Source organism: Nostoc sp. FACHB-280 (assembly GCF_014697615.1).
In the GTDB taxonomy this organism is placed as follows: domain Bacteria; phylum Cyanobacteriota; class Cyanobacteriia; order Cyanobacteriales; family Nostocaceae; genus Nostoc_B.
Genome location: NZ_JACJSD010000050.1, coordinates 11624 through 27022 on the forward strand (window position 1 = coordinate 11624; position 15399 = coordinate 27022).

The 15399-nt window shown below is 36.9% G+C and carries 10 protein-coding genes; 4 read left to right on the forward strand and 6 right to left on the reverse strand.

From position 1 onward, the window contains the following. Positions 1-101: 101 nt before the first annotated feature. From H6G75_RS27015 to H6G75_RS27025, 3 genes are all read right to left on the reverse strand, one after another. Positions 102-1226: a DNA cytosine methyltransferase gene (locus H6G75_RS27015; RefSeq protein WP_190982987.1), complete on the reverse strand. Its 1125-nt coding sequence runs from the start codon at positions 1224-1226 to the stop codon at positions 102-104. Between the two features lie 36 nt (positions 1227-1262). Then, entirely contained in the window at positions 1263-6887 is a 5625-nt protein-coding gene (locus H6G75_RS27020; RefSeq protein WP_190982988.1) for an ATP-binding sensor histidine kinase, read from the reverse strand. Positions 6888-7451: 564 nt separating this feature from the next. Further along, positions 7452-8102 carry a response regulator gene (locus tag H6G75_RS27025; protein WP_190982989.1) on the reverse strand — a complete coding sequence of 217 codons (651 nt, stop codon included), beginning with the start codon at positions 8100-8102 and terminating at the stop codon, positions 7452-7454. 142 nt (positions 8103-8244) lie between these two features. Here H6G75_RS27025 and lipA point away from each other — a divergent pair, with 142 nt between their 5' ends. Further along, positions 8245-9168 carry a lipoyl synthase gene (lipA, locus tag H6G75_RS27030; RefSeq protein ID WP_190982990.1) on the forward strand — a complete coding sequence of 308 codons (924 nt, stop codon included), beginning with the start codon at positions 8245-8247 and terminating at the stop codon, positions 9166-9168. Between the two features lie 118 nt (positions 9169-9286). Next, on the forward strand, positions 9287-9424 hold the full coding sequence (locus tag H6G75_RS27035; protein ID WP_190982991.1) for a photosystem I protein PsaX: 138 nt from the start codon (positions 9287-9289) through the stop codon (positions 9422-9424). A 21-nt stretch (positions 9425-9445) separates the two neighbouring features. On the opposite strand, the gene H6G75_RS27040 is transcribed toward H6G75_RS27035, so the two are convergent. Then, a complete protein-coding gene (locus H6G75_RS27040; protein ID WP_190982992.1) occupies positions 9446-10312 on the reverse strand; it encodes a branched-chain amino acid ABC transporter permease in 867 nt (288 codons plus the stop codon). A gap of 190 nt (positions 10313-10502) precedes the next feature. Between H6G75_RS27040 and hrmK the strand changes: the two genes are divergently transcribed. Then, complete coding sequence (gene hrmK, locus H6G75_RS27045; RefSeq protein ID WP_190982993.1) at positions 10503-12302, forward strand: hybrid histidine kinase/response regulator HrmK; 1800 nt, start codon at positions 10503-10505, stop codon at positions 12300-12302. A 60-nt stretch (positions 12303-12362) separates the two neighbouring features. Then, positions 12363-13211 (forward strand): ATP-dependent sacrificial sulfur transferase LarE, encoded by an 849-nt coding sequence (gene larE, locus H6G75_RS27050; RefSeq protein ID WP_190982994.1) that lies wholly within the window; start codon positions 12363-12365, stop codon positions 13209-13211. A 311-nt stretch (positions 13212-13522) separates the two neighbouring features. Here larE and H6G75_RS27055 read toward each other — a convergent pair whose 3' ends face one another. Next, the gene (locus H6G75_RS27055) at positions 13523-13885 is read right to left on the reverse strand and encodes a DUF4864 domain-containing protein (RefSeq protein ID WP_190982995.1); all 363 of its coding nucleotides are present in this window, start codon (positions 13883-13885) and stop codon (positions 13523-13525) included. A 5-nt stretch (positions 13886-13890) separates the two neighbouring features. Next, complete coding sequence (locus tag H6G75_RS27060; protein WP_190982996.1) at positions 13891-15042, reverse strand: SGNH/GDSL hydrolase family protein; 1152 nt, start codon at positions 15040-15042, stop codon at positions 13891-13893. Positions 15043-15399 lie beyond the last annotated feature (357 nt).

Genomic DNA, 15399 nt, shown 5'->3' on the forward strand with positions numbered 1-15399 from the left:
TTCAGATTATATTTGGAGATATTTTGATTTTATTTAACTATTGTAACTAAATTTATGGATTTTTAGACAATTTGTGCTTGCAGCAATGCCACAGTTTTTTCTTAATTAACTCCTAAAAAATCAAGAATAGTTTTAGCTAATGCCTGAGACAGCAAGTAAGGTACACCATTACCAATGGATTTAAACATATTAGTCAAAGACATTAGATCAGGAAGTACAAAATTTTCTGGTAAAGATTGTATGGCTAAAGCTTCGGCTACAGAAATTCGCCGCATTTTATAAGGATGTAAATGTACTTCATTATTGCCATAGCAAGCTGTGGGAGAATAACGCCAACGGTGCAGACGTTTAAATGATTTTTTAGAATCATCTCCTTCATCAACAGTCGCAAATTTACTCATCCCGGCTCTGGGTTGAAAATAATGCTGAGTATTAGGATGATGCTGAACGTTATTTTTTCTAAACCAAAACTCCACAGTTAATTCGGGAATAATATGATCAGGACAAGGTAATAAAGAATCCACTTGAAATGATTGATATTTTGGCCAAGAACAAGCTGAGATTCTTACTTGAGAATGTGTTATGTATTTTTGCCATAACCCTAGATTTAGTTGTTTTTTTATTTGATTTTGATTGATAAAATACTGATGAAAACCTATCAAAATAATTCTTTCTCTATCTTGAGGTACACCATATTCAAGAGCATTAATTAAGCGTTCGGTTAAAACATAGCCAGCTTGCTGCAACCGAATTTTTAAAGATTCAAAAAATAACCGATGTTTTTTGGTTCGCCATAATCCTTTAACATTTTCAAATAAAAAGAAATCAGGCAGATTCTGGCAAATAAGTTCAATATAAACTTCAGATAGTTTCCCGTTACTGCCCAAGTAGCCTTGATTTTTGCCACCAACTGAAAAATCAGGACAAGGCGGCCCACCAATGAAACCAATAATATTATGAGACTTGCGACAATCTTTGACTAGTTCTAATAAACCTTGTGCTTGTATTCCCTCAAGCAACTTACTGACATCACCGGTTTCTCCATAATGATATCCATATTCAGGCAGTGGTAATTGAAGTAATTCTCTAGAATAGCGGTAAGCAGCCATGAAAGGTGAGAAAATTTCATTGACATACACAATCTTAAAACCGCTATGTTCAAAGCCTAAATCGAGAAAACCAGCACCAGCAAAAAATGAGAAAATTGCAGGGCGATCGCTATTCATTAGCAATTTTAATCAGGACACATTTAAATTTACCATTTATCGCATTGGTATCTCAATCACAAACTCAGTACCCTGATTTAATTCAGAATGATAAAATAAATTTCCTTGATGCTTGTCAACTACAATCTGGTAACTAATTGACAACCCTAAACCAGTACCACCACCTACATCTTTCGTGGTAAAAAATGGGTCAAATATTTTTTGACTAATATCTTCTGGGATACCACTACCATTATCTGCGATCGTAATTCTGATCATCCGGGATGCTGTCAGTTCTGTGCAAATTTTAATTTGAGGATGCTCATTATTTTGTCTATTTTGCTTATCTACAAAATTACCTCTAACAGCATCAATCGCATTACTCAAAACATTCATAAAAACTTGATTCAGTTGGCCTGCATAACAATTTACTTCTGGTAAATCAGCATATTCTTTAATTACAACAATTTCATGTAAAGTATTTTTTTCTTTTAATTGATTTTGCAGAATCATTAAAGTATTATCGATACCCTGATGAATATCAACAGGTTTCATATCAGATTCATCTAAGCGAGAAAAGTTCCGTAAACCTAAAACAATATCTCGAATCCGGGAACTACCCATTTTCATCGAATCTATTGTTTTAGGTAAGTCATCAACCAAAAATTGCAAATCTATTTCTTCAGTTTTTTCGGTAATTATCGGTGTTGGCTCTGGATATTCTTGTTGATATAAATCCATTAATTCTAGTAAATCACTTACATAATCACTAGTATGTACAATATTGCCATGAATAAAATTGATGGGATTATTAATTTCATGGGCAATACCTGCAACCATTTGACCCAAAGAAGACATCTTTTCACTTTGAATTAATTGGGCTTGAGTTCTTCTTAACTCCTGGAGTGCTTGTTGCAATTTATCATTTTTATCTTTAAGTTCATTTGTTCTTTCTGCAACTTTTGCTTCTAAATTATGATTATATTCTTCTAATTGCTGCTTAGTTTGATTTAAATTTTCATAGAGTATAGCATTCTCCAGAGAAATTGTAGCTTGACTGGTTAAAAGTTTGATAACTTCTAGGCGATCGTTTGTAAAGGCAGCTGTAGCTAAATTATTTTCTAAATACAGTATCCCAACTAATTGATTTTGATTAATCATCGGAATACACAACAAACTTTTTGGTTGCTGTCGTATAACATACATATCTGTTGCGAGAAATCCTTGATTTATTGCATCATCAATCACTAATATTTCTCGACTACGTTTAACATAGTTAATTACTGCCAGTGGCACATCACTGCAAGATTCTAAATCAATTGAAGTAAATTCTGTATAGACAGAGGCTAAATTAGCGATCGAACTAATAGCTCTGACAGTGAAACCGGAATTATCCGCTTCATTCAAAACTAGAACACATTTAGATGCACCTACATTCTCCATCACAACTGTCATCAGAGTTGACAGCAAATCTTTAAGATTAATTTCTCCTGATAGCGCCTGAGAAGCTTTAATTACCGATGCTAAATCTAGCATATCTGAAATACTAGTGTTAGAACTCACAAAAGTGTTATGACTGCTGAGAGAAGTCTGTACATTATGAGTCGATGATGTACTTAATTCTGGTTCTCTGTATTTCTTGATATCTTGGCTGAGTTTTTCTTCCTGAATAATGGAAACGAGTAAATAAGGATAGCGTTTTTGCAAATCTTGAGCTTTAGTTAATGCTCCCCAACGTACATAACCGTAGTAAGCATCAGTTAAGTAAGTTTTAGCAATCTTTTCTTTACCCCAAGTTAAATAGAAATTAGCAGCCAATTCATTAGCTAAGGCCTCTTCATGGATAAATTCATTTTCCTTTGCCGAAGAAATAGCAAGATCATAAAACTCTATTGCTTCTAGATATTGGTTTAAAACTCGATATCTTTCAGCTTCTACTAAATAAAATTTATTCAAGTAATTGCTAGATGAACTTATTGACCACCTTTGCATTCTTTCTTGATTCGCTCCAATCTTAGCCAACATTTCCGCCTGTTGAGCAGAGTCAACCTCATGATATATAGCTAACCGAGCTAGGGAATCATAAAAGAAAAATTGTGGAAATGTAAATTGACCAATTCCCCCAGATAAATACTTTTCTGCATTGATTGCATAATCAATGGCTTCATAATATTCCTTTAGTAAATAACATAGATGTAGCTTACATAAATAAAAATATAACAGAGCATTTATATCGTTAGCTTCTCTGTGGATAGAAAGTAATTTTTCCTCATTGTAAATTTCACCTATTAAAAAACAAGGATTTTGAACATTATCTTTTAAATTTAAAACTGTCTGTCGATATATTTCAATCCAGTAGAAAACCCTATCTTGCTTAATATGCTTAACAGCATAACTGTAGTTTGCCATTTCTATTTCTAGAGAGTTTAGTACTTTCCCACTAAAATATGAAATATAGCAGTATGCTTTTAGAGAATAGGCAGCAAATTCTAAATCACCAGCTTCTAAACCTAGCGAATAGGCTTCTAAAAGATATTTTAAAGATTCCCTAACAGGGTCTTGCCAATGTTTGACATGGGCGTTAAATGTCTGGATAACCTTAGCATTAATTTCTTTATTGTTGAATTTAGACAATAAGCTTGTAGCTAATTTGCCAAATTTATAGCCAGATTCAATATCTTCTACTACTCCACAAAGCATAAATCCATAACAAACATACACATACGATGAGAATGAAGAATTACCATATTCCAGAGATAAATTTATCTGTTTTAAAACCATCAAAGGAAATAGGTTAGGAATTACGGTGTAGGCTAAAGCAAGAGTACTAGATAAAACACGCATAACTGCTAATGCTGTTACATCTTGCATAATTGGTAAATCTATTAAACTATCAATACTCCTATTAATAAAGTATTGATTTGTTTCATTCATTGCCTGTTGAATGTCTAATTGGCTGGGATCTTTGGGAAACTCAACGCCGAATAATTTCAAAAAATCTAGTCCAGCTTGGACACCTTCTTGCGCTTTGTTTTGCGCTCCGTATGCCTGAATAGTAATCTCAATTACTTTAACTTTATCCAAGTTTGTCTTTGCATTAACTAAAACTAGTTGAACAAGTTCCTCTGCTTGTGTAAAGTCTCCATTTAAATATGCTGCTTCTGCTGCTGTTTCCCATAGCGATAAAGTTAGTCTATATTCAGTATTCCAACTAGATTTGGTAAGTAGTTTAATTCCTGTATCTAAATATTTCAAAGCTGCGGAATAAGCTGTTGAAGCTAAAGCTTTACGTCCAGCAGTAAGATTCATTTCGGATAGTTCATAACGCTGCTGTGGATTGGTAATCAAATCTATGGCTATATTAAATTGATTAACTAACTCAAAAATTTTTTCTTCTCTTTCTATTAAGGTAATATTTTTGATTAAAAGTAATCCAATTTTTAAATGAGTTAATTTTTTTTGTTCATTGGCAATTAAAGAGTAAGCTGCTTGCTGTACACGGTCATGTACAAATTTATATTTAGGAAGCTGATAATTATCAATAATTGATTTATTGACAGTATTATGATTAATAATTTCTAGTTTTGCATAATCATCATCTGATAAAAAAATATACCCATCACTTTGGGGAATGATTAGACCTTCTATTAACGATGGCCATAAATCTGATGCAGTATCAATAACAGATTTTTCACAGATAATAGCTAGAGTCTTTAAGTCAAACTCGTTGCCAATACAAGCTGCTAATTGTAAAATATTTTGTGTATTTTGTGGCAATTTTTCTATTTGAATTGCCATAAAATCTACAACATCATCTGTAAAAGTGAGAGTTTTAATTTTTGCTAGATTATATTGCCAATATCCCGCTTCAAAATTTAAGGTTATTAGCCCTTCATCATATAAGGCTTTGAGAAATTGTGTAGCAAAAAATGGATTGCCTTGAGTTTTAGCAAATACCATTTGTGTTAAAGGTATAGCTAAGACTTCTGAACAATGAAGTGTATCGGTAATTAAATAGTTTAAACTAGACTGATTTAATGGGCGAAGTTGAATTTGGCTGATTTGTGTTCCAGTTTTTTTAATTTCATTTAAAGTTAAAATTAAAGGATGAATATTGAAAACTTCATTATCCCTGTATGCACCAATTAATAATATGTTACCGGGGATGGATTCTGTACGGTTTGTTTCGCTTACAATGGCAGGAGAACTAGTTTCGCCCATTAAAAATTGGATAAATTTTAAAGAAGCATGATCTGCCCATTGTAAGTCGTCCAAAAATATGACTAGGGGCTGGTCTTTTGTGGCGAATACTTGGATAAATTTCTGGAGCAATAAGTTGAAACGATTTTGAGATGCACTTCCAGATAATTCTGTAATTTCTGGTTGTCTACCAATAATTCTTTCTAATTCAGGAATGACATCAATGATTATTTGTCCCTGTGTTCCTAATGCAGATAATATATTGTCTTTCCATTGTTGAATTTGAGTGTCACTTCCGGCTAATAATTGCCCAATTAAGCCACGTAAAGCTTGGATAAAAGCTGATAATGGAATGTCACGTTGAAATTGATCAAATTTACCTTTGATAAAATAACTACGTTGTCTAACGATTGGTTTATGAATTTCATTAATGACAGCTGTTTTGCCAATACCAGAGGAACCTGTAACTAATACTATTTCTGTTTGAGTATTAGCTACCCGCTCAAAAGTATTCAGTAAAGTTTCGACTTCGCGCTGTCGACCATATAGTTTTTCTGGAATATTAAATTGACTAGATATATCCTTCAGTCCTAATTCAAAAGGTAATATATTTCCAGTTTCTTGCCATTGTTTTTGACATATTTCTAAGTCATGCCTGAGTCCATGACCACTTTGATAACGGTCTTCGGCATTTTTGGCGATTAATTTACTAATAATATCAGATAGAATTGATGGAATATTAGGATTAAGAGAGTTAATTTTTGGTGGCTGTTTGGCAATATGAGAATACACTAGTTCCATTGGATCGGAACTGATGAATGGTAGATTTCCAGCCAATAGTTCAAAAAAAGTTATACCCAAAGAATAAAAATCACTACGGTAGTCAATAACTCGATTCATTCGTCCTGTTTGTTCAGGGGAAATATAAGCTAGAGTACCTTCTAAAATATTGGGATTCGTAAATGATTGAACTTCTTTTGGCAAAAGTGTAGAGATACTGAAGTCAATAAGTTTGATTTCTTCTGTATTTGGGTGAATTAAAATATTAGCAGGTTTGATGTCTTTATGAATAATCCGATTTCGATGGAGTAGTTCTAATGTTGTGGTAATTTTAACGGCAATATTAAAAAAATTGTTTAAAGAAAGGTCACTTTCGCCAATTTTATATTTTTCTAAGCGCCATTCCTTGAGAGATATACCCCCAAAATCTTCCATAGTCAGAACATAGCCGTTGCGATAGTTTTCTAGGCTATATGGTTTGACGATACCTGGAATTTCCAGATTTTGAGTGATAGTGTATTGATTACGAAACTGGGCAATTTCTGTAAAAGTGGGATATTCATTCCGCATCAATTTGAGAACGACGGGTTTTTGGTCTTTTTCTCTCACCCCACGATATACTAAGGTTTTACTACCAGAGTATATTTGCTCAGTAATTTGATAACCAAATATAGGGTATATCGTGTCTGATACTGTTAACATCTCAGCCTGTACTTATGTCTAATGACTATTGTTTCAGTATTCCCAAAAATAAATTACCAATATCATGAGAGTCGCAAAATTTTATTTAAGGTATTTATAATCACTATAGAGAATGTAATAAATGTATAAATTTTAATTAAAATCTAGGGCTAAAAAATACCTAATACTACTGTAGTAAAAAGCTTATATAGCAATCCTGTCTGAGTTGTGAAAAATATTCTTTTTAACGAACCGCAAAGGACACAAAGGACACAAAGAAAGAGAAAAAAGAGAAGAAAGAGAATTTATCAAATGATTTAGGATGGCTATATGTCAGATATAGTTATGAATTATGGAACAAGAATCTATCTTAAAAAGATAATCGAGTAGAGAGATCAAAAACTCTACTCGATTAATTTTGGCAATTTATTGACTACTAGTAATGTTATTTCTTTCTAGAAAATTTACAATTGGTAGTACTTTTCTAGTAAAAATCTAGAAAACTATACTATATTTAACCGAGATTGAATGAGAATTTGGAGAAACAACTATTAAAGACAACAGAAAGCAAGGCAAGTTTGAACTTTACTTAATTTTCTGTTTAATAAAGGTGACTACCTGGGCTAACTGTTTTTTCAAACCATCTATTTCAGTTTGCATTTGGGCTATTTTCTCATTCAGTGCTTTAATTTCTGCTAAAGAAGCTGCTTCAACAGGAGATGTTGAGGTTAGTGGCGAGTTGTCAATACTGGCTGTAGCTACTGTTTCATGTTCTGCGATCGCACTTGTACTAGTTGTACCTGTACTAGTGCCATTTTTGGCTGCACCTACTCCTACTAAAGCTGGTTCAGAACGTGGCAACTTGGCTTTAGCCATTGCCGATTTAATCGCATCAATCAGTTGCTTTTTATCAAATGGTTTACCCAGAAAATCAAAGTATTCAAATGGTTCGGGGATTTTTTCGGTAACTTCTTCCTTGCGACCAGACATGATCACTAAAGGAATTTTTCTTAGCTCCGGCTGGGCTTGAATTTGTTGAAAAACTTCCCAGCCACTCATTTTTGGCAGTAGGAAATCTAACATAATCAAGCTGAGTTTTTCTTGACGGATAAAATTAAGTCCTTCTACCCCGTCTTTTGCTTCCAATACCTCGAAGTTACCTGGAGGTAACATTTCTCGGACTTTTACCCTGACAACGGTAGTGTCATCGATAACTAAAATTTTGTTACTGGCCACGACTGATTTCTCTAACAGAAAATTTAAGTTGCATTACGGCTATGCCGCTTGACCTTGAGAGTCATCCCACTATATCTAAATTTGTTATGGATTGGGGGATAGTATATTTCGGTATAAATAGCTGGAGATTTATCTAGGATTTATGACTTCGTTACAACCAGGGGAATTTAAGTCCGAAATTATGGCTATGCCTAGCTGGTTACGTCGCCCTATTGGCAAAGCCAGTGAAATTTCCACCGTACAAAGCATTATTAAACAGCGCCAAATTCACACAATTTGCGAAGAGGGACGTTGCCCTAACCGGGGAGAGTGCTATGCCCAAAAAACGGCTACTTTTTTGCTGATGGGGCCAACCTGCACCCGTGCTTGTGCTTTTTGTCAAGTTGATAAAGGCCATGCACCGATGCCTCTTGATTTAGCAGAACCTCAGAAGATAGCAGAGGCAGTCCAACTTCTGGGATTAAATTATGTGGTGTTAACTTCTGTGGCGCGGGATGATTTGCCAGACCAAGGGGCGGGACATTTTGTCAAAACAATGGAGGCGGTGAGGCAGTTAAACCCTAGAACTCAAATTGAAGTACTCACACCAGATTTTTGGGGTGGTGCGGGTGTGGGTGAGGTCGGACAGCGCCAACGGATTGAATTGATTGTGAATGCCAAACCTGCTTGTTTTAATCACAATATTGAAACGGTACAACGGCTAGCTGGCCGAGTGCGTCGGGGGGCAAAATACGATCGCTCCCTGCAAGTCTTGGCTATAGTGAAAGAAATTGACCCGACTATTCCCACCAAGTCTGGTTTAATGCTGGGACATGGCGAAACTGTCGCAGAAGTTCTCGAAACAATGGCAGATTTAAGAACTATAGGCTGCGATCGCTTAACTATTGGTCAGTATATGCGTCCTTCCTTAGATCATCTGCCAGTACAAAAATACTGGACTCCAGAGGAATTTGATGAGCTTGGTAGTTTAGCATGGAAAATGGGCTTCACTCATGTCCGTTCTGGGCCGCTGGTTCGCAGTTCCTACCATGCAGGAGAAGATACAAGTGTGAAGCCTGAAGTCTGAATAAGCACTCATTACTCACCACCCCTCCCTCGCTAGACAAATATTTTTAACGAATCTTGGTAATTGGTGCAGCTATTTGGTATTTCTGAAAAAGTCATGACATTAAGGAGAACCTCTTATGGCTACTCAAAACAAAAGTTCCGCAGTGGCAGACAGTGGAGCAAAGCCTCCCTATCCATTTCGTACAGGTTGGGCATTGCTGCTTTTAGCTGTTAACTTTTTGGTAGCAGCCTACTATTTCCACATCATTGAATAATTAGAAGTGGGCTGGTGCTGCTCAAATCGTGCCTTTGAATAAACCTTTGGGGCGAATGAGCAGCACCAAAATCATAATTAGCAGGGCAATACCTTGCTTGTACTGTGAACCCAACCAAATGGTACTCACTTCCTGAGCAATGCCAATGATAAAAGCTGCGGCGATCGCTCCGTAGGGATTCCCAATTCCGCCTAAAATTACTGAAGCAAACAAAGGCAAAATTAAAAACCATCCCATATTTGGACGCACAGCAGTAATTAAACCGTACATACTGCCCCCTAAAGAAGTGAGGATGCCGGCAATCAGCCAAGTCCAAAGGATAACTTGTTCAACATTGATACCGGAAACTCTGGCTAAATCTAAATCATCTGCTACGGCTCGCATCGCTTTACCAATTTTGGTGTTTTGCAGGAGGTAATGCAGCCCCACAATTGCTAACACAGCTAGACCTAAAACCAGAAGTTGATTTTGGGGGATTTTGACACCAAAAAATTCCCAAGCAGAAGTGACAGGAACATTGTAGTTTTGGTTTTTGCCACCCCAAACTAAGATGATGCCATTACGTAAAAATAAAGCTAGACCAATAGAAATAATAATTAGCGTTGTGGAAGTAGCACGAATTAAGCGCATCTTTGACCACAACAACTTCTCCGCTAACAGCATAGCGGCAACGGTTCCAACCGCTGCCAAAATCATCGATAGCCAGATATTGACCCCAGCTGCATTTACCAACAGCGTCAAATAAGCTCCTAAAGTCAGAAAATCACCATGAGCAAAATTCGATAACCGTAAAATCCCGTAGGTAAGTGTCAGACCAACCGCAGCTAGAGCAATAATGCTCCCTAAAGCAATACCATTAACAATTAGTTGTATAACTTGTACATCCATGATTTTTAAGCAAATTAGTTACTCTCAAGAAATTAGACTTGGGTGATTTATTCAAAAACTATTGTTACGTCTGTTACCATAAACAGTAAAAATTAGAGTTTGTGAACAATCAAGATTTGTGAGCTAATATACATAGAATCTTGTTCGCAATTTTGCGCCAGGCTAAACTTGTTCAACGGTCTAGTTGACCATGCAGCAGTATTCAAGCTTACCAGAACAAAACTCACAGGTAGATGCAACGCCAAGTCTTTTGGCAACAATTCAACAACTCCGTGCCGAGTTGTGGTTAGAGTGCAGCTTGAACAAGTTGCAAAGTCGCCTGAATGATTACCTAGTTTCTGTTTCTGCGTCTACTGTACATGTAGAAGCAACAGCAGCAGAAATTTTTCAAACAGTGGTCGATGAACTCGATATTGCTTTGAATAATAGTAGAGTAGCGATCGCTCTGCCTCAACCACAAACAACATTGGCTCAAATTTGTTATGTTTCAAATTCTGCATCAGCCCTAGAAGTCACACCTCAAAAAGGCAAAAAACTACGGTTGAAATTAACGCAGATGGTGGAAGTTGCAGACTTGCAGAGCCTCGCTAGTCAACAACCACCAAGTGCTTGGCCTTTAACCAGTGATTCTGAGACGATTGGCTGGCTAATTATTGCTAAAGCACCACAAGAAGTTCTGACAGCATCACAAATACAACTGAAATCAGAATTATTCACCAGAGTCACCCAACAGCTGACTAATGCTCTGGCACAGTTGAAACAAATACAATCTTGGCAGCAAATTTCACAAAATATTGGTAGTTCTAATCAAGAACTCGAAAGAACCAATCAACTCAAAAATCAGTTCCTCGCTAATACCAGCCACGAAATTCGCACACCTCTGAGTTCGATTATCGGATTCACTCATTTACTGTTAGCTCAAGGTTACGAACCCAGCCGGGAACGTCATCAAGAATATTTAAATATTATTCAGTCGAGTGGTAAACACTTGTTAGCACTGATTAACGATATTTTAGACCTCTCCAAAATAGAAGCTAATCAATTAGAAGTCCAACCAGAAGAAGTCAATGTGCCAGAACTATGTCGTAATGTTTTGGCATTAGTCAAAGAGAAAGCCGCTAACAAAGGCTTAAAACTGCGCTTAGAACTCGACTCCAGCGTAACAACTTTAGTTGCTGACCCCTTACGCCTCAAGCAAATGCTGTTAAATTTGCTCTTCAATGCTGTGAAGTTTACTTGTAATGGTGAAGTGGGTTTAAAAGTAATCTCACAAGCTGAATTTGTCAATTTTACAGTTTGGGATACAGGGATTGGAATTTCTCAATTAGACCAAGAGCAACTTTTTCAACCTTATTTTCAGATTGCTAACTCGGTAACTAACCGTGATGAGGGTACAGGCTTGGGTTTAGTTGTCACCAAGAAACTTGCGGAAATTCACGGGGGTTCCGTAGAAGTAGAATCAGAACTGAATCAGGGTTCACGTTTTACGATTATTCTGCCTGTGAAACCAGTAACAGAAGTGCAGGAGTATCAGAAGGCTCAAATAGATACAACAGATATCACAGCCTTAGCTGCATCAAATGTCGTCCCTAGTTCTAACTTCCGAATTTTATTGGTAGAAGATGATTTACCCAATGGCCAGTTGATGCAAACTTATCTTGAGAGATTGGGTTATCAGGTAACTTGGATTAAAAATGCTACAGCAATGTGGTCAACTTTGGCACAGCAAACACCAGGGTTAATTTTAATTGATATTCAGTTACCCGATGAAAACGGGCTACAAGTGGTAAAACAACTACGTCATCACTCAGAGTATCAAAGGATTCCAGTCATCGCTCAAACTGCAATGGCGATGAAAGGCGATCGCGAAACTTGTATCGCATCAGGAGTCAATGAATATATTTCTAAACCACTGGATTTGCCACTCTTAGAAGCTTTGGTAGCTAAGTATATACAACTACCACCAGCAACGGAAGCATCGCCCAGCTAAAACACAGATTTCCTGTACACCTCTACAATGGAATTTGTGGGGAAATGTCAGGAATTCAAAATGAAATTGTCGGAAAAATTAGAGCAACTCAAAGCCTTATTTGGCGAAATGGAACGCGCCTTAATTGCTTATTCTGGCGGTGTAGATAGCACTTTAGTAGCGAAGATTGCTTATGATGTTTTAGGCGATCGCGCTTTGGCTGTAACAGCAGTTTCGCCTTCACTATTACCAGAAGAATTAGAAGACGCAAAAATTCAAGCCGCAACTATTGGGATTACGCATCAAGTTGTGCAAACAAATGAGATGGAAAATCCTAACTACACATCAAATCCCGTCAATCGCTGCTATTTTTGCAAAAGCGAACTACACGACACTCTCAAACCATTAGCTGTGGAGTTAGGCTACCCCTACGTAGTGGATGGGGTAAACGCCGATGATTTACACGATTATCGCCCAGGAATCCAAGCCGCCAAAGAACGAGGGGCGCGATCGCCTTTAGCTGAAATTGGTGTATCTAAATTAGAAGTTCGTCAACTGTCTCAACAACTTGGTTTACCTTGGTGGGATAAACCAGCTCAACCTTGCTTAAGTTCCCGCTTTCCTTACGGTGAAGAAATTACCGTAGCTAAATTACAAAGAGTTGGTAGAGCCGAAATTTATCTGCGGAAACTCGGATGGGATAATTTGCGTGTACGCTCTGAAGGTGATACCGCCCGCATTGAAATAGCCCCAGAAAAAATTAAAGATTTTGTCTTAGCTGTTGATTTATCTGCTGTAGTTGCTGCATTCCAAGAATTTGGCTTTATCTACGTCACCTTAGATTTAGAAGGTTATCGTAGTGGCAAATTAAATCAAGTCTTGAAGGTAAATTTAGAAGGCAGGAGGCAGGAGGTAGGAGGTAGGAGTTAAAAGCCGGATTCCACGTCCTCAAAGCGTCCTAATCTAGGATGTAGCGGTTCTCGAATCAGTGAGGTACAGGAAACAATAATTAACCGCAGATGAACGCAGCGAAAAGTTGAGCCAGTGCGTTGGGCGGGTTCTCCGACTCCCTCACTGGCGTTGTGTGGGCGGTTCTGCCGACTTGAGCCAACTTTTCAAGACAGATAAACGCGGATGAATTTGTATTCTACTCAAGTAAAAATCGCTACAAATAAAATATGTATATAACTAATAATATTGAGTTTTTTCCTTCTGCCTCCTGCCTCCTGCCTTCTGCCTTCTCAGGTAATTTCCGCTTCTACTGATACTAAAATGCAACCGTTGATTTTCCAAGTATCATCGCGTTGCTGTTCCATAAAATATAACGCCCTCAAAGGCATACCATGAGGACTCAACAATAATACAGGTTGAGTTATATTGTCTTGAATAATGGTAACTTTTTCAAACATCACGGAACGAGGACGATACACCGCCGGGTAATTTAGCATTACCATCCGCAGAAAATTTTCTGGGCTTTGAAATTGCTCTTGAATTCCCGGACTTGCGAAAGTAAAAGCAGTTTGAGCATCATCTTGCTGAAAAGCTGCCAATTGACTTTCAATCACAGAACGGATGGCAATAGCATCAGTATCATGAATTTCCATAAATTTTAAAACTGCGATCGCAATTTTCCATGTTCACGCTGAGTTAACTTATACTCGACTTGTTCTAATGCCGAACGCCAAACATCATATCCCTCTTGGGATAGATGTAATCCATCCGTAGTTAACTCTACACGCAAATTACCTTCAAAATCGGTAAACCAATCATGAATGTTTAAATAATTAGCTCCCTCTTGTTGAGCAATTAGGGACAATTGAAAATTAATCCGCCGAATTCGGCTATTAGAAATTGTTGGTAAGCTTGCTGGCAAAATTGATTGCACAATTATCTCAGTTTTTGGGTGTTCCTGTCGCAAACGGCGGATAATTTGGCGGTAATTTTGCAAAATAACTTCATCTTTTAGCCCTCGGCGTAAATCATTAATTCCCGCCATGATGTAAATGACTTCTGGCTTTGTAGAGGAAAATGCACTTAATCTTTTTAAAATTCCGCCAGAAGTATCACCCGATATACCTTGATTTAACCAAAGTTTGCCACTAGGTAGTTTTTGCGGGGGAAACCACAAACTTAAAGAATCCCCAACCATAATACTTAAATGATTGTTACCTTGACCTTTAGTCACAGCTTTGGCTTCTAAAGCTAATAAACTCTTCCAATCTTCGTAAGTTAATTGGCGCTGTTTATTAGACTCGGAAAAAGATGGCGAATCATCAGATATACGTGTATAAATTTGACCAGTCTTTAAAGCCGCCAGTCTTTGGTAATAAAGTTGATATCCAGATGTTAGCGGTACATTTGATGATGACGAACTGCGATGAAATAGGGATTCGATTGGCGCTAACAATCCTGGCTCACTAATTGCTGGGGAAGATTCATCAAGATTTGAAACTTTTTTATCGTCAACTATTGACTGAGAATACTTTAACGATTGTGAGGAAATGTCAACACTAGGAATAGTTTTTTCACTCACTGTTGAGTGCGAGTTTTTGATATGTTGTAAAGCTTGATATCTAAATTCTGGTAAAGATGTGTCAAAGCTAGGAAGATTTTTCTCACCTATCATTAACAGCGAATTATGTTTTGCTGTTCCCAGGTAACTAGAATTTGCTGGCAATTTGTTTGACAGAGGCGAAAGCGTCGATACTGGTATTGCCAATCCTGTTAACAATCCTACTGCTAACAGATAATTGTGCTTCATCGCTTTGTATTTCCTCATACTTAGTACTTTCCCTTATGACAGCATTTATTACCTGTGTTCAGGATGATTTTTTGGTGGCTAAGTTATTATTTTTATTTACACTCAGTAGTACTGTAAAGCAGTTTAACAAGATTACATTTGGAATTCATCATCTCTTTAACGCAACTTTTTCTAAAAGTAGATGTTTCTACGTAGTTGGCATGGCTTTACCTGAGCGTTTCAGTGAATTGGCAAATTAGTGATTTGCCGAGATTCGTGCTTTGCAGAAGCTTTATACTATGAGTTAAGCACTCAATATATTTACCGTAGTTAGCAGTAATCTTGCTTAGTATAGCAACAACTTGACGTAAATAAATA